The organism is Porphyrobacter sp. AAP60 (assembly GCF_001296025.1).
In the GTDB taxonomy this organism is placed as follows: Bacteria; Pseudomonadota; Alphaproteobacteria; order Sphingomonadales; family Sphingomonadaceae; genus Erythrobacter.
The window spans coordinates 78,757-94,418 of sequence record NZ_LJHV01000023.1 but is presented as its reverse complement, the minus strand read 5'-3'; the positions used below and the strand labels follow the sequence as shown (position 1 = coordinate 94,418).

General features: G+C 65.2%; 13 protein-coding genes. All 13 read left to right on the top strand.

From position 1 onward, the window contains the following. The first annotated feature begins 15 nt into the window (after positions 1 to 15). The gene (gene mraY / locus IP79_RS13670; protein WP_054119849.1) at positions 16 to 1,086 is read left to right on the top strand and encodes a phospho-N-acetylmuramoyl-pentapeptide-transferase; all 1,071 of its coding nucleotides are present in this window, start codon (positions 16 to 18) and stop codon (positions 1,084 to 1,086) included. 10 nt (positions 1,087 to 1,096) lie between these two features. Then, positions 1,097 to 2,467, top strand: a complete 1,371-nt coding sequence (murD, locus tag IP79_RS13665) for a UDP-N-acetylmuramoyl-L-alanine--D-glutamate ligase (RefSeq protein WP_054119848.1) — start codon at positions 1,097 to 1,099, stop codon at positions 2,465 to 2,467. Then, entirely contained in the window at positions 2,464 to 3,687 is a 1,224-nt protein-coding gene (locus tag IP79_RS13660) for an FtsW/RodA/SpoVE family cell cycle protein (protein ID WP_054119847.1), read from the top strand. Before murD ends, IP79_RS13660 begins: the two co-directional genes overlap by 4 nt. After that, a complete protein-coding gene (gene murG, locus IP79_RS13655) occupies positions 3,684 to 4,907 on the top strand; it encodes an undecaprenyldiphospho-muramoylpentapeptide beta-N-acetylglucosaminyltransferase (protein WP_054119846.1) in 1,224 nt (407 codons plus the stop codon). The genes IP79_RS13660 and murG overlap by 4 nt, the downstream gene beginning before the upstream one ends. Then, positions 4,904 to 6,337 (top strand): UDP-N-acetylmuramate--L-alanine ligase, encoded by a 1,434-nt coding sequence (gene murC, locus IP79_RS13650; RefSeq protein ID WP_054119845.1) that lies wholly within the window; start codon positions 4,904 to 4,906, stop codon positions 6,335 to 6,337. The genes murG and murC overlap by 4 nt, the downstream gene beginning before the upstream one ends. Then, positions 6,334 to 7,299, top strand: a complete 966-nt coding sequence (gene murB / locus IP79_RS13645; protein WP_082337249.1) for a UDP-N-acetylmuramate dehydrogenase — start codon at positions 6,334 to 6,336, stop codon at positions 7,297 to 7,299. The genes murC and murB overlap by 4 nt, the downstream gene beginning before the upstream one ends. After that, complete coding sequence (locus IP79_RS13640; RefSeq protein WP_054119844.1) at positions 7,296 to 8,282, top strand: D-alanine--D-alanine ligase; 987 nt, start codon at positions 7,296 to 7,298, stop codon at positions 8,280 to 8,282. The genes murB and IP79_RS13640 overlap by 4 nt, the downstream gene beginning before the upstream one ends. Then, positions 8,260 to 9,183, top strand: coding sequence for a cell division protein FtsQ/DivIB (locus IP79_RS13635; protein ID WP_054119843.1), 924 nt, complete (start codon positions 8,260 to 8,262; stop codon positions 9,181 to 9,183). The genes IP79_RS13640 and IP79_RS13635 overlap by 23 nt, the downstream gene beginning before the upstream one ends. After that, positions 9,183 to 10,508, top strand: coding sequence for a cell division protein FtsA (gene ftsA, locus IP79_RS13630; RefSeq protein ID WP_054119842.1), 1,326 nt, complete (start codon positions 9,183 to 9,185; stop codon positions 10,506 to 10,508). Before IP79_RS13635 ends, ftsA begins: the two co-directional genes overlap by 1 nt. Before the next feature lie 158 nt (positions 10,509 to 10,666). Continuing rightward, positions 10,667 to 12,460 carry a cell division protein FtsZ gene (gene ftsZ / locus IP79_RS13625; RefSeq protein ID WP_054120006.1) on the top strand — a complete coding sequence of 598 codons (1,794 nt, stop codon included), beginning with the start codon at positions 10,667 to 10,669 and terminating at the stop codon, positions 12,458 to 12,460. Positions 12,461 to 12,607: 147 nt separating this feature from the next. Continuing rightward, positions 12,608 to 14,182 (top strand): SPOR domain-containing protein, encoded by a 1,575-nt coding sequence (locus IP79_RS13620; RefSeq protein WP_233994223.1) that lies wholly within the window; start codon positions 12,608 to 12,610, stop codon positions 14,180 to 14,182. A gap of 158 nt (positions 14,183 to 14,340) precedes the next feature. Next, the gene (locus IP79_RS13615; protein WP_054119841.1) at positions 14,341 to 14,847 is read left to right on the top strand and encodes a YbjN domain-containing protein; all 507 of its coding nucleotides are present in this window, start codon (positions 14,341 to 14,343) and stop codon (positions 14,845 to 14,847) included. Positions 14,848 to 14,859: 12 nt separating this feature from the next. Further along, positions 14,860 to 15,660 carry a pyrroline-5-carboxylate reductase family protein gene (locus tag IP79_RS13610; RefSeq protein ID WP_054119840.1) on the top strand — a complete coding sequence of 267 codons (801 nt, stop codon included), beginning with the start codon at positions 14,860 to 14,862 and terminating at the stop codon, positions 15,658 to 15,660. The last annotated feature ends 2 nt before the right edge of the window (positions 15,661 to 15,662 follow it).

Below are 15,662 nucleotides of genomic sequence, written 5' to 3'. Positions count from 1 at the left end.
CCGAAGGACGACTAAATGCTGTATCTGCTTGCCGAGTGGCTTGGGTTCGAAGGCATCCTCAATCTGGTGCGCTACCAGAGCTTCCGCGCGGGCGCGACATTGATGACCGCGCTGATTATCGGCCTGTTCATCGGTCCGCGCTTCATCAACCTGCTGCGGGTGCGGCAGGGCAAGGGTCAGCCGATCCGCGAAGACGGGCCGCAAACCCACCTTGCCAAGCGCGGCACGCCTACGATGGGCGGGCTGATGATCCTGACCGCCCTGACGCTTGCGTTGTTGTTGTGGATGGACCTTTCCAGCCCGTTCGTGTGGGCCTGCCTTGCAGTGACCATCGGCTTTGGAATCATCGGGTTCCTCGATGATTATGACAAGGTGTCGAAGAACAGCCACGCAGGCGTTCCGGCGCGGGTGCGGTTGCTGGGCGAATTCGTGGTGGCAGGCGTCGCCGCCTGGATCATCGTCAGCCAGATCAACACCAACCTCTATCTGCCATTCCTGACCGGCGTGAGCATCCCGCTGGGGCCGTTCTATTATGTGTTCGCCGCGATCGTGATTGTGGGGGCGGGTAATGCGGTCAACCTGACCGACGGGCTGGACGGGCTGGCGATCATGCCGGTGATCATCGCGGCGGGCACTTTTGCGATCATCGCCTATCTGGTGGGCCGCGCCGATTACAGCACCTATCTCGGCATCCCGCACGTGCCGGGTGCAGGCGAGTTGGCGATTTTCTGCGCGGCGATCATGGGCGCGGGTCTTGCCTTCCTGTGGTTCAACGCGCCGCCCGCTGCGGTGTTCATGGGTGATACCGGCAGTCTGGCGCTGGGCGGAGCGCTGGGCGCGATTGCGGTCGCATCGCATCACGAAGTCGTGCTGGCGATTGTCGGCGGGTTGTTCGTGGTCGAGGCGGTCAGTGTGATCGTGCAGGTGTTCTGGTTCAAGCGCACAGGCCGCCGCGTGTTCCGCATGGCACCGATCCACCACCATTTCGAACAGCTGGGCTGGAGCGAGAGCAAAGTGGTGATCCGGTTCTGGATCATCGCCATCGTGCTTGCGATGATCGGCCTTTCCACCCTGAAGCTGAGGTGAGCCGCGTTCCGTGATCACCTCCCCCGCCTTTGCCGGTCAGCGTTACGCGGTGCTTGGCCTTGCCCGATCGGGCGCGGCTGCCGCTGAAGCGCTGCTGGCGAGCGGGGCGGAGGTTATCGCGTGGGACAGGCAGGATGTGGCGCGCGCCCCATTCGAGGGCCGCTGCCGGATCATCGATCCGCTGGAGCTGGATCTCACCGGCTTTGCAGGCGTGATCGTATCGCCCGGCGTGCCGTTGAACAGTCACCCGATTGGCCCGCATGTGTGGCATTATGGCCTGCCGGTGATCGGCGATATCGAACTCTTCGCCGCCGCGCGCCCCAGCCTGCCGCCGCACAAGGTGGTGGGGATTACCGGCACCAACGGCAAATCGACCACCACCGCGCTGGTTCACCACATCCTTGTGCAAGCGGGCGTGCCAGCTGTGATGGGCGGCAATATCGGCGACCCCATTCTGGCGCAGGCACCGCTGCCAGAAGGCGGGGTTTATGTGCTGGAACTGTCCAGCTTCCAGATCGACCTCACCTTCACGCTCGATTGCGATATCGCCGCGCTGACCAACATTACCCCCGATCACCTTGATCGCTATGCCGGGTTCGAAGCCTATGCCGCATCGAAGGAGCGCCTGTTCCAGATGCAGGCCAGCGGCACCGCGCTGATCTGCGATGAAGACGTGCCGTCTGCCGCCATTGCAGACCGGATTGCGGGCGCGGGCAGCCCGCTGGTGCGGGTGAAATCGGCCGAACTTGATGCAGCCGGTCTGGCGGAAGGGCGCTCGCCCTCGCTGGCGGGCCCGCACAATGCGCAAAACGCCGCTGTTGCAGTTGCGATCTGCCGCCAGCTGGGTCTTGCCGATGAACAGATCGCCGCAGGCCTCGCCAGCTATCGCGGGCTGCCCCACCGTATGGAGCGGGTGTGCGAGGCCAAGGGCGTGTTCTACATCAACGATAGCAAGGCGACCAACGCCGCCTCTGCCGCCCCGGCGCTGGCCGCATTCCCGCCCGACCCAGCCATCAACGCAGGCGCGCCCCGCATCCACTGGATCGTCGGCGGCTTGCCCAAGGATGACGGGCTGGGCGCTTGCGGCGATCATCTTGGCAATGTCGCGGCCGCCTATACCGTGGGTGAGGCAGGACCGATGTTTGCCGACCTGCTCGAAGGGCGGGTGCAGGTTGAACGTTGCGAGCTGATCAGTGAAGCGGTGCGCCGCGCCGAAGCCGCTGCCCGCCCGGGCGATGTGGTGCTGCTGTCGCCCGCCTGCGCCAGTTACGATCAGTTCCGCGATTACGAAAAGCGTGGGCTACACTTCCGCCAGATGGTTGGTGCGATCACCGGCTGCGATACCGGCGATGACACTGCCAGCCGGAGCATTCTGCCATGACTGCGCCCGCTTACACCCCTGCGGTGCGCGGCAATTATCTGCCACCTGTGCCCGTACAGCGTCGCTGGCAGGACATGGTGCGCATCTGGTGGCGGGAGATCGACAAGGTGCTGCTGCTGCTGATCGGCCTGCTGGTGGCGGTAGGCATCGTCGCAGTGGCCGCTGCATCGCCCGCCAGCGCCGATCAGCTTTCCACCTCGAGAGTGACGCTGGACGAGTTCATGTTCTTCAAGCGCCACATTGTGTTCCAGCTGATGGGCCTTTCGCTGATGATCGGGCTTTCATTCCTGTCGCGCGATCAGGCCCGCCGCGTGGGCATTCTGGTGGGTGCGGTGATGCTGGCGCTGATGTTCGTGGTGCCGATCTTCGGCGAGGAAAAGAACGGCGCGCGGCGCTGGATCAATGTCGGCATGAGCCTGCAGCCGTCCGAATTCCTCAAGCCCGGGTTTGCGATCATCTGCGCGTGGATCCTCAGCTGGCGGCTGCGTGACGGGGCGCTGCCGGTGATGTGGTACGTCAGCGGGCTGATGGCGCTGATCGCGGGCCTGCTGATGGCCCAGCCCAATCTGGGCGATGCGATCCTGTTTGCCGGCATCTGGCTGGTCATGATGCTGCTGGCAGGCATCCCGTGGCAGCGTGTGGGCGCGATGATCGGGATTGGCGCGGCCGGACTGACGCTGGCCTATTTCTTCTACGATAACGCCCGCCACCGGATCGACGGGTTTCTGGGCGGCGGCACGGCCTTCGATCAGGTCGATCTGGCCCAGCGCACCTTGCTGGCAGGCGGATGGACAGGCAGCGGCCTGTGGCTCGGCATCCGCAAGATGAACCTGCCCGAAGCCCATACCGATTACATCTTCTCGGTCATCGGAGAGGAATTCGGCCTGATCGCCTGTGCGTTGATCGTGCTGCTCTATTGCGCGCTGGTGCTGCGTGCGCTGTTGCGGATGGTGAACGAAGACAACCTGTTCGCGCTGCTCGCCAGCGTGGGGTTGATCACCCAGTTCGGCGGGCAGGCCTTCATCAACATCCTGGTGAACCTCAAACTCTTCCCTTCCAAGGGGATGACCTTACCGCTGATTTCCTATGGCGGATCATCGACACTGGCGGTGTGCTTCACGCTTGGGCTATTGCTGGCGATCTCACGGCGCAATCCGTTCCTCGCACGCGAGGGCGGATCGTTGCGCGATCTGATCGAACGCAAGGAGGAACGCCCATGACCAGCGAAGCACGCACGGGCGCAACGCGCCATTTTGTGCTGGCCGCAGGCGGCACCGGCGGGCACCTGATCCCGGCCTTCGCGCTGGCGGCAGAATTGCACCAGCGCGGCCATCACGTGGCGCTGATCACCGATGAACGCGGGGCTGCGATCCCCGGCAAGCCCGATTACCTCACCGCCCATGTCCTGCCCGCCGGGCGCTTCGGCAAGAACCCGCTCGGCTGGGTCGGCGGCGTTCGCGCTGTGCTGGAAGGGCGCAGCATGGCGCTGCGTCTGTTTGAAACCTTCGCGCCTTCGGCCATCGTCGGTTTCGGCGGATACCCCGCGCTGCCTGCGCTGCTGGCTGCAACGGCGGCAAGCCTGCCCAGCATCGTTCACGAACAGAACGCGGTGCTGGGACGCGTCAACCGCCTGCTGGCGGGCAAGGTGGATGCAATTGCGACCTCCTATGCCAGGGTTGACCGGTTGAAGCCCAAGCATGCGCCCAAGGTGCATCTGGTCGGCAATCCGGTGCGGGCCGAGGTGCTGGCTTTGCGGGAACAGGATTTCCCCGCCTTCACCGAAGACAGTCTGCTGCGTATTCTGGTGACCGGCGGATCGCAGGGCGCAAGGGTCTTGTCCGAAGTGGTGCCCGATGGGCTGGCGATGCTGCCGCCTGCGCTGCGCCAGCGTTTGCAGGTGACCCAGCAATGCCGCGCGGAAGACCTTGATGCTGTGCGCAAGCGCTATGCCGAGCATGACATTCCCGCCGAACTCGGCACCTATTTCGAAGACATGCACGAACGGTTGGCCGATGCGCACCTGTTCATCGGGCGCGCGGGCGCTTCGACGATTGCGGAACTGACCGCGGTGGGCCGCCCGGCCATCCTGATCCCGCTGCCGATCGCAACCGACGATCATCAGGCCGCCAACACCCGCGAGGTTGTAAAGGCGGGCGGCGCGCGAATGATCCGGCAGGACGCTTTCCAGCCCAAGGAACTCGCCAAGCAGATTCAGGCAATGGCGATGAACCCCGGCAGCCTCGCCAATGCGGCGCATGGCGCGTTCAATTGCGGGCGACCCGATGCGGCGAAGGATTTGGCTGACCTGGTCGAAAGCATGAGCGGGATCGATCTGATGGATGTGATCCGGGTGGGCGAGGCGGCGCCGCGTAGCGCGCAGACTGCCACGCGGCCGCAAGCCGCGACCCGCAAGGCTGCGAAAGACCGGGCTGACGCATGAAGGGCGTCGGCACCGATATCGGCACGATCCACTTCGTCGGCATCGGCGGGATTGGCATGTCCGGCATTGCCGAGGTGATGCGCAACCTTGGCTACACCGTGCAAGGCAGCGACATTGCCGAAGGGCCGAGCGTCGAGCGCCTGCGCGCACGCGGGATCACCGTACATATCGGCCATGCGCGCGAAAATGTGGAGGGCGTGGCGGTGGTCGTCACCTCCACCGCAGTGCGCCGCACCAATCCCGAAGTCGCCGCCGCACTGGAAAACCGCATCCCGGTGGTGCGCCGCGCCGAGATGCTGGCCGAACTGATGCGGCTGAAATCCACGGTCGCGGTGGCGGGCACGCACGGCAAGACGACCACGACCAGCATGATCGCCACGCTGCTGGATGCCGGCGGGATTGATCCGACCGTGATCAACGGCGGGATCATCGAACAATATGGCTCCAACGCGCGCCTTGGCGATTCCGACTGGATGGTGGTCGAGGCTGACGAGAGCGATGGCAGCTTCCTCAGGCTCGACGGCACCATCGCAGTCGTCACCAACATCGATCCCGAACATCTTGATCATTACGGTGATTTTGACGGGGTGAAGCGCGCCTTCGTGGAGTTCATCCACAACGTCCCGTTCTACGGCGCGGCAGTGCTGTGCATCGATCACCCCGAAGTGCAGGCGGTGATCGGGCAGGTGCGAGATCGCAAGGTGGTGACTTACGGCTTCTCGTTGCAAGCCGATATCTGCGGCGTCAACGTGCGCTCGGCTGAAGGCGGCAACACCTTCGATGTAATCGTGCGCCAGCGTGGTCTTGAAGATCGCCGGATCGAAGGCGTGCATCTGCCGATGCCGGGCCGCCACAACGTGCAGAACGCGCTCGCCGCGATTGCCGTCTCGATCGAGATGGGCTGCTCTGACGACGTGATCCGCACCGGCTTTGCCCGCTTCGGCGGCGTGCGGCGGCGGTTTACCAAGGTCGGCAGCGTGGCAGTGGATGGCGGCGCGGTGACCGTGATCGATGATTACGCCCACCACCCGGTTGAAATCCGCGCCGTGCTCAGCGCCGCGCGCGAGGCTGTTGCGGGCACAGATGGCCGCGTGATCGCTGTCGCCCAGCCGCACCGCTATTCGCGCCTCAACGATCTGATGAACGAATTCCAGTCATGCTTCGATGATGCCGATATCGCGTTTGTCGCGCCGGTTTATCCGGCGGGCGAGGAGCCGCTGCCGGGCGTTGATCACGCTGCGCTGGTGGCGGGGATGAAGGCGCGGGGGCACCGCGCGGCGCGGGAAATCGCAGGCGCGGATGCGCTGGCCGAGGTGCTGGCGGGCGAGATTGCCGCGGGCGACATGGTCGTATGCCTGGGCGCGGGCGATATCACCCGCTGGGCGGCGGGGCTGGCTCCTGCGGTTGCGGCGAGGCGCGGCGCGGCATGAACCAGCCCGGTGACAGCTACGAATATGATAATGGCGCAGCGCCGACCTGCGCTGTCGAAGGCGGCGTGTCGTCACCCGTGCCGCTCGAAGGTATTCGCGGCAAGCTGACCTGCAAGGCGCCGCTTGCGCCCTATACCTGGTTCAAGACCGGCGGTCCGGCGGACTGGCTGTTCGAGCCGGCTGATCTGGAAGATCTGAAGGCCTTCCTCGAACGGCTCGGCGGGGATATTCCGGTGATGGCGCTGGGCCTCGGATCGAACATGATCGTGCGCGATGGCGGAGTTCCCGGCGTGGTGGTGCGGCTGGGCAAGGCGTTTGCAGGCGTCGCAGTGACGGGCGAGAACGAAATTACCTGCGGCGGCGGGGCAAGCGGCATTCTGGTCGCCTCGACCGCGCGCGATGCGGGCATTGCGGGGCTGGAGTTTCTGCGCGGCATCCCCGGCACCGTCGGCGGCTTTGTGCGCATGAACGGCGGCGCTTACGGGCGCGAGGTTGCCGATGTGCTGCTCGATTGCACCGTGATCCTGCACGAGGGCGCATTCATCACCCTGAATGCGGCCGAACTGGAATATTCCTATCGCCACTCTGCCTTGCCCGAAGGCGCGATTGTGGTTGCGGCGCGGTTTCGCGGCCATCCCGGTGATCCGGCGGCAATCGGCGCGGAGATGGACCGCATTGCCGCCGCGCGTGAAGCCAGCCAGCCGCTGCGCACCAAGACCGGCGGATCGACCTTCAAGAACCCTGATGGCCACAAGGCGTGGGCTCTGGTCGATGCAGCGGGATGCCGCGGCCTGACCCTGGGCGGCGCACAGGTCAGCGAAAAGCACACCAATTTCCTCATCAACACGGGCACCGCCACCAGCGCCGATATCGAAGGCTTGGGCGAAATGGTGCGTGACAAGGTCTATGCGCAATCGGGCGTGAACCTTGAGTGGGAAATCCAGCGAGTAGGACGTCCGTGACCCTCCCCAAACCTCTCCACGTCGCTGTCCTGATGGGTGGCTGGGCCAATGAACGCCCCGTGTCGCTGACCAGCGGTGCGGGCGTGGCCGATGCGCTGGAGAGCAAAGGTCACCGCGTCACCCGCATCGACATGGGCCGCGATGTTGCGCTGCGCCTCCATGACGCCAATCCCGATGTCGTGTTCAATGCGCTCCACGGCGTGCCGGGCGAAGATGGTACGGTGCAGGGGATGCTCGATCTGATGGGCCTGCCCTATACCCATTCGGGCCTCGCCACTTCGGTGATCGCGATCGACAAGGTGCTGACCAAGCAGGCGCTGGTGCCTCACGGCATCCCCATGCCCGGCGGACGGATCGTAACGCGCGAAGAACTCTACGAACGCGACCCCCTGCCGCGTCCTTATGTTCTGAAGCCGGTGAACGAAGGTTCCTCGGTCGGAGTCGCCATCGTCACTGACAGCAGCAATGTCGGCAACCCGATCTCGCCCGATGCCAAGGGGCCGTGGCAGGAGTTTGCCGAGCTGCTCGCCGAACCTTTCATCAAGGGCCGCGAACTCACCGCCGCTGTGATCGACGGCCCGGATGGCCCGCGCGCGCTGGGCGTGACCGAATTGGTCATCGACAACGGCTTCTATGATTTCGAACACAAATACACCGAAGGCCGCACGCAGCATATCTTCCCGGCCAAACTCCCGCCCGAAATCACCGCCCTGTGCGAAGCCTATGCCGTCAAGGCGCATCAGGTCTTGGGCTGCCACGGCACCAGCCGCACCGATTTCCGCTGGGATGACGAAGCGGGCGAGGGCGGGTTGTTCGTGCTGGAAACCAACACCCAGCCGGGCATGACCCCGCTCAGCCTCGTGCCCGAACAGGCAGCGGGCTGCGGCATTCCCTATGCCGATCTGGTCGAATTACTGGTGGCAGAGGCCCTGCGGGTGCACGCAGCCAAGGGAGGAGCGCATGGCGCAGCAGATCCGGCGTAACGGCACCACCGGCGTGCGCCGCGCCGCAAAGGCGCAAAGCCGCGCTGTGACCGCGCGCCGCGCTCAGGGCCGTGCGAGCGGCTTTGTCGATACCATCATGGGCGTTTTGCCCTTTACCGAAGAACAGTGGAGCCGCATCTGGCTGGCCATGATCATCGGCGGAGCCGTGGGCGTCGCCTTCATCATCGCCAGTCTGGCCGGTGTGCCCGCGCTGGCGCAGGCGCAGGTGGCGCGGATTGCCGCTGATGCCGGGTTTGAAGTGCGCAATGTGCGCGTCACCGGCACATCGCGGCTGGACGAACAGCAGGTCTATGCCCGCGCGCTGGGGCAACGCTCCCGCCCAATGCCCGAAGTGGACGCCGCCGCCTTGCGCGACGAATTGTGCGCGCTGCCGTGGGTCGAGGATGCCCGCGTTTCAATCCAGCTGCCGCACACGCTGGCGATCGACATCGTCGAGCGCAAACCGCACGCAGTGCTGGAAAAGGCGGATCGCCTGGTGCTGATCGATGACGGCGGGGTGGAACTGGAGCCGGTCAGCGCGGACAAGGCCAAGGGGATGCTGCGGCTCGCCGGGCCGGGGGCGGGCAAGCAGGCTCGCAATCTGGACCAGTTGCTTGATGCCGCGCCTGCGCTCGCACCGCAGGTCGAAGCTGCCGAATGGGTCGGCAACCGCCGCTGGAACCTGACCTTCAAGACCGGACAATTGCTGGCCCTGCCCGAAGGGGAGGTCGAAGGGGCAAGCGCACTGGTCAAGTTTGCACGGCTTGACGGGCAGAACCGCCTGCTGGGCGGTAAGGTGCTGGCCTTCGACATGCGATCACCTCCGCGCCTTTACATGCGACTTCCCGAAGGCGTTCGTGAAGCCCCGTCGGTTGCTGCCGGGGCCGGGGGGATGGACTGATGGCCTCGCGCGCTAATGCCACCCGCCGCCTCGCCCGAACCTTTGCGGCGGTGAATATCGGATCGTTCCGCATTTCGGCGATGATCATGGGCGAAACCGAAAGCGGCGAATTGCAGGTGCTCGGCTCCGGCCACCGTGCCAGTGCGGGGATCAAGCGCGGCTATGTCACCGATATGGCCGCCGCCACCTTCGCCATCCGCGATGCAGTGGAGCGCGCCGAGAAAAGTGCCAACAGCAACGTGCGATCGGTCTGGATAGCCTGCGCCGGGGCGGGCCTCGCCAGCTCGGTCGTCTCGGTCGATATCGAGATCGGCGGACGGCGGATCGAGGACGAGGATGTCGATCAGCTTCTGATCCACGCGCGCGAGATGATCCAGCCCGATGGCCGCACTGTGCTTCACGCGCAGCCGGCGCATTACACGCTCGACGGTGCGCACGGGGTCGCCAATCCGCGCGGGCTTCATGCCGAACGGCTGGGCGTGGATATCCACGTCATGCTGGCCGATGGCGCGCCGGTACGCAATTTGACCGAAGCGGTGCAGAGCGCGCATCTGGAGGTGGAGGGCGTGGTCGCCGCGCCGCTTGCCGCAGGGCACGCCTGCCTGACCATCGAGGAACGCGAACTGGGCGTGGCATTGGTCGAAATCGGCGCGGATGTCACCAATGTGGCGGTGTTTGCAGGCGGGATGCTGCTGGGCCTGCGCGCGGTGCCGATGGGATCGGCCGATATTACCGATGCGATTGCCAGCAGCTTCGGAATCCGCCGCTCGCAAGCCGAACGGCTGAAATGCGTTGCCGGCTCGGCGGTGGCGAGCCCTGCCGATCACCGCGAGTTGATCCCGGTCAGCGCTCCGGGAGAGGCAGGGGGCGATGGCGCCGCCGTTGGCCCGTTGGCGCGCGGGGCGGATGACAAGAACCGGATCGTCCGCGCCGAACTGGTCGGCGTGGTGACCCAGCAGCTGGCGATCCTGACGGGCGAAATCGGCAAGGCGCTTAAAGGAATGGGCTTTTCCGGTTCGCGCGCAGGGCAGGTTGTGCTGACCGGCGGTGGGGCAGAACTTGCCGGGATGGCCGATTTCATGCAGGGTGCGCTGGGGCAGCCGGTGCGGTTGGGCCGTCCGCCGCAATTGTCGGGCATGCCCGAAGCGCACCATGCGCCCGGTTTTGCGACGCTGGCGGGCTTGTGTCTTTATGCCGCAGAAGACCCGGTCGATATCCGCGCGGTGGGCGCAGGCCGGGGCGGGGTTTACCGCGGTTTTGCCAAGGAGACGGGCGCGACGGCGCTGGTCGGAAGGCTGCTGAGGGCGGTCAGGGAATACTTCTGATGCGGCAGGCGGGGTGTCCGTTACGGTATCCTGCCTTGCCGAGCACTGTGGATAAGGGCTTCGCGGCTATAAAATGTGCACCGAGTTTATGTCACAGACCGATTAAATCGGGCGCACGCTGAAAAATTTTGGGTTTCCTGCGCTTGGAGGACAAGCTGATGAGCATCAATATCGGACCGGCTGCGACTGACGATCTGCGCCCGCGCATTACCGTAATCGGGATCGGCGGGGCCGGCGGCAACGCGATCGCCAACATGATCGAAGCCGAGATCGAAGGCGTCGAATTCATCGTTGCCAACACCGACGCGCAGGCGCTGAGCACTTCGCCCGCCGAACGCCGTATCCAGTTGGGCCCGGATATCACCGGCGGGCTTGGTGCAGGCGCCCGGCCCGAAGTGGGCAAGGCCGCCGCCGAAGAAACCGTGGCGGAAATCGAAAAGGCGCTTGAAGGCGTCAACATGTGCTTCATCGCGGCGGGCATGGGCGGGGGCACCGGCACCGGCGCTGCACCCGTGATCGCCGAAGCCGCGCGCCGCATGGGCGTGCTGACCGTGGGCGTGGTGACCAAGCCGTTCCTGTTCGAAGGTACCCGCCGGATGCGCTCTGCCGAGGCAGGGATCGCCGAACTGCAGAACCATGTCGATACGCTGATCGTGATCCCCAACCAGAACCTGTTTCTGGTCGCCAAGGCGGAAACCACCTTCAAGGAGGCGTTCCAGCTGGCAGACGAAGTGCTGCAGCAGGGCGTGCGTTCCATCACCGATCTGATGGTGATGCCGGGCCTTATCAATCTCGATTTCGCCGACGTGCGCTCTGTCATGAGCGAGATGGGCAAGGCGATGATGGGCACGGGCGAGGGCGAAGGCGAAAACCGCGCGCTCGAAGCTGCCGAACAGGCGATTGCCAACCCGCTGCTCGACGGGGTCAGCATGGCGGGCGCGCGCGGGGTGATCATCTCGATCATCGGCGGCGACGATATGCGCCTGCTCGAAGTGGATGAAGCCGCCAACCACATCCGCGAACTGGTGGATGAAGATGCCAACATCATCTGGGGCAGCGCGTTCAATCCCGATCTCAAGGGCAAGATCCGCGTTTCGGTGGTCGCCACCGGGATCGAACAGAGCGCCATCAGCACGACCGAACGGCATCAGCCGATCTCGCTCGGCGCATCGCGCGCGCCCAAGCGTCCGGTGTTGGAACTTTCGGAAGACGAGGGGCTGGAAGAACTCCCGCCTGTCGAAGCCCCTTCTGCGACGCCGCCCGCATCTGAAGCGCCGTCATTCAGCCTGACCCCGCCGACCGCGTCACCGACTATCAGCTATGGTGACGAGCCGCTCGACCTGATCGAGGAAGAGGACGAGGCCGAAACCATGGTAGAGGCCGGAGCTGAAGCCGAAGAAGAGCGCGAGCCTTCCGCGGCCCAGCCGTTCGAATTGAGCGGGATGCAGGCTGACGATTACAGCAATGAATATGACGATGACGTCGATGGCATCGTCGATCCGCTCGCCGGATTGCGCAGTGCAGACGAACAGGGCCACGGCCAAAGCGGGCTCAGGTCGCCGCCCGCGGCTACTGCTGCCGATGAAGACGATGACGCGCTCGATCTGGGTGCGGAATATACGCCCTATACCAGTGCCGAAGCCGAACCGGAGGCCTATACCCGACCCGTTCAGGATGATCTGCTCGCCAGCGCCGACAAGCTGGCGGCCGAAGACCGACCGGTAGAAGCCAAGCTGGGGGGCGGTCGTCGCCGCACTCTGCTGGGCGGCGCGGCTGGCGATAGCGTGGCAAGTGGCGGCGGTGCAGCAGCGGGCGCGGGCAGCACGCTGTTTGAACGCATGGCCAACCTTTCGCGCAGCACCGCGCGGGACGAGGATGATGATGGCGACGGGGATGATGATGGCCCAGCGCTCAGCATTCCGCGCTTTCTCGGGCGGCAAAACAATCAGTGACGCGGCGTGGGCGCTGCCGGCCGGTCGGTCTGGCGCGCCTGCAATGCCGTTGATCGCGCGCGCCGCTGCCTGCCTTTGGCAGAAGAGACTGCGCGCGCTAGAAGCAAGATTATGAAAACCGCTTTGCCTGCTTCCGTTCACTCCTCCGTGGCGTCGACGCTTGGCGTGTTGCTGCTGGCCGGTGTGGCCGCCGGACCGCTGACTGCGCAGGAAATGGTGGCGCAGCCGGTTGTGCAGGCGTTGCCGTCATCAGAAGTCCAGCGGTTGAACCGGGCGCTGGTGGCGCTAGCCAAGGCGCCGCGCGATCGCGATACCCTGCTTGAAGCCGGACAGGCGGCGATGGGCATCGATGATCTGGAAGCGGCAATCGGCTTTTTCGGGCGCGCGGCAGAGGTTGATCCGGGCCATCCGGGTGTGGCGCAGGGCCTCGGCGGGGTTTACCTGCGATCAGGCCGCGCGGGCGAGGCGCTGGTGCAGTTCGAACGGGCCGTGGCCGCAGGCGTGCCAGAACGGTTGATCCTGACCGATCAGGGCCTGTCGCTGGATCTGGTAGGCGAACATCCTGCCGCCCAGGCTGCGTACACGCAGGCGCTGATCCTTGATCCTGCCAATGACGAAGCCCGCCGCCGGCTCGCAATCAGCCATGCGATCAGCGGCAACCGTGCGCGGTTCGAAGAAGCGCTGCGACCGCTGCTCGACCGGCGCGACACCGCCGCCCAGCGCGCCCGTGCGTTCGGATTGGCGATTCTGGGTGATGGTGAACGCGCCGCTGCCATTGTCGAACAGGTCATGCCGCGCGACATGGCGACCCGGCTGGTGCCCTACCTTGGCTATATGCCGCGCCTGACCAAGCCGCAGCAGGCCGCTGCGGCCAATCTCGGCCTGTTTCCGCGCGCGGCGGATATCGGGCGCGATGATCCACGATTGGCGCGGTTCGCGCAGGAAGAGCGCGCTGGCAGCAGGCTGGCACCTTCCGGTCCGCCGCTTGATGCGCGCACCGCGCCCCCGCCGACCCTGGCAGAGCTGACGCCGCCGCGAGCCTCGTCGCAGGTTGCAGCGCAAAATGTAACGCCCGCGAGCGTTTCCGCGCCTGCGCCTGTGACAGTGCCAGTGCCTGTGCCTGTGCCTGTGTCGCCCCCGGCACCAGCTCCGGCTCCGACACCAGCCGTCGCCGTTACAACAGCCGTTTCTGCGCCTGTTGTCGCCCAGCCTGCGTCAGCGCCAGCGCCAGCGCCGGCGCCAGCGCCAGTGCCAGTCCCGGTGTCGACGCCACCACCACCCCCGTCCCAGCCGCTGCGCGTGGCCGATGCATTTGCCGATTTCGGCAGCGCGCCTCTGCCCGATGCGCGGGTGAGCGGCGATGCCGTCGACATCAGCCGTATCACGGTAAAACGCGAAGCCCCGCCGCCGCCGCCTGAAAAGCCCAGGCCCAAGGAACCGGCCAAACCCGTCCACCCCAGCCGCGTGTGGGTGCAGGTGGCGACCGGCAAGAATATCGACGCACTCGGCTTCGATTGGCGGCGGATATCGAAAGCGGGTGGCGCTCCGCTGGCAAAGCTCAATCCGCATACCACCCGCTGGGGCGCGGCCAACCGTCTGCTGGCAGGCCCGGTGGCCAATCGCGACAAGGCACAGGCGATGGTTAAGGAACTGAAGGACAAAGGTCTGGACAGCTTCCTTTACGTCAGCCCTGAAGGCGAAGAAATTCAACCGCTTAAATAGGTTTTTGCGGGCATCCCCCACTTTCTTTGCACAGGCTTTGCACAGGTCTGTCCGGTTCTCCCCAGCCGGACAGCTGGCTTGCATTGCCAAGCCCCATGTGCGGCGTTCAAACGTGCCCGGACGGCGCGTCATGCGCCTCCCCCTGCGAAAGAATATCGATGAGAGTGAGCGAAATGGACTATTCCGCCGAGGACGATGCCGCCCCCGTCGATATGCTCGCAAGTCTGTTTGCGGCGCGCGGTTGGCCGTATGAAATGGTCTCGGACGACGAGATGAGCGGCGAAGTGCAGGGCAGTTGGGCCAATTATCAGTTGCGCGCGATCTGGCGCGCCGAAGACAGTGTGCTGCAATTCATCTGCCTGCCCGATATCCGCGTGACCGAAGATAAACGCACCGCCGCCTACGAATTGCTGAGCCTGGTCAACGAACAGGTGTGGCTGGGGCATTTCGACATCTGGTCGAACGGCGATGTGCTGTTGTACCGCCACGGCGCGCTGCTGGGTGATGACGGGCGTCTGAGCCTCGACATGGCGCAATCGCTGGTCGAATGCGCGATCGACGAGTGCGACCGGTTCTACCCAGCATTTCAGTTCGTGCTGTGGGGCGGCAAGACCCCGCGCGAGGCGCTGGATGCGGCTATGGTTGACGCGGCGGGCGAGGCCTGAAACCATAGGGGCATGATCAAACAGCTTCTTATTGTCGGTTGCGGAAATATGGGCGGGGCAATGCTGGCCGGATGGCTGGCGGCGGGCCTTGAACCCTCGCGGTTTGCTATCCTCGATCCCGCTTTGCCGGAAGCACCCGCAGGCGTGGCCTTGTATCGTTCTTCAGATGAGGCGGTGGCGGCAGGCGCGCATGATGCGGTGATGCTGGGGTTCAAGCCGCAGCAACTGGGCGCGCTGGCGCCTGGGTTACAGGATATTACCAGCGGAACGTCGGTTTTCTCTCTGCTCGCCGGGATCACGCGCGCGCAACTGGGCGCGGCTTTTCCGCAAGCGGATGCGCACATCCGGGTGATGCCCAATCTTGCTGCCCGCATCAATAAATCGCCTGTTATCCTGTGCGAATCCGGCCTTGGCGATGGGGCCCGGGATAGTGTCTTCGCGCTGTTCGATGCACTTGGCAGTGCCGTGTGGCTCGACGATGAAACGCGGTTCGATCTTGTCACCGCACTGGCCGGTTCGGGGCCGGGGTTCGTGTACCGCTTCATCGATGCGCTGGCCGGTGCGGCGGTGGATCTGGGGGTCGATGAACCCACCGCGGCCAAGCTGGCACTCGCCACGGTAGAGGGGGCCTCTGCCCTTGCATCTTCGGCCGATGTCGGCCCGGCAGCGCTGGCTGACCGCGTCGCCAGCCCCGGCGGGATGACCCGCGAAGGGCTCAACGTGCTTGATGACGGCGCGGCCCTGCGCCGCCTGCTGACCGCAACCTTGCGCGCCACGGCAGACAAGGGTGCGGCCCTTTCGCAAGGCAATTAACA

What these genes read in the sequence shown, in the direction of transcription:
- IP79_RS13615 (WP_054119841.1), top strand. Translation starts at nt 14,341, where the DNA reads ATGAGAGTGAGCGAAATGGACTATTCCGCCGAGGACGATGCCGCCCCC.
- mraY (WP_054119849.1), top strand. Translation starts at nt 16, where the DNA reads ATGCTGTATCTGCTTGCCGAGTGGCTTGGGTTCGAAGGCATCCTCAAT.
- murC (WP_054119845.1), top strand. Translation starts at nt 4,904, where the DNA reads ATGAAGGGCGTCGGCACCGATATCGGCACGATCCACTTCGTCGGCATC.
- murB (WP_082337249.1), top strand. Translation starts at nt 6,334, where the DNA reads ATGAACCAGCCCGGTGACAGCTACGAATATGATAATGGCGCAGCGCCG.
- IP79_RS13660 (WP_054119847.1), top strand. Translation starts at nt 2,464, where the DNA reads ATGACTGCGCCCGCTTACACCCCTGCGGTGCGCGGCAATTATCTGCCA.
- ftsZ (WP_054120006.1), top strand. Translation starts at nt 10,667, where the DNA reads ATGAGCATCAATATCGGACCGGCTGCGACTGACGATCTGCGCCCGCGC.
- IP79_RS13610 (WP_054119840.1), top strand. Translation starts at nt 14,860, where the DNA reads ATGATCAAACAGCTTCTTATTGTCGGTTGCGGAAATATGGGCGGGGCA.
- murG (WP_054119846.1), top strand. Translation starts at nt 3,684, where the DNA reads ATGACCAGCGAAGCACGCACGGGCGCAACGCGCCATTTTGTGCTGGCC.
- ftsA (WP_054119842.1), top strand. Translation starts at nt 9,183, where the DNA reads ATGGCCTCGCGCGCTAATGCCACCCGCCGCCTCGCCCGAACCTTTGCG.
- IP79_RS13635 (WP_054119843.1), top strand. Translation starts at nt 8,260, where the DNA reads ATGGCGCAGCAGATCCGGCGTAACGGCACCACCGGCGTGCGCCGCGCC.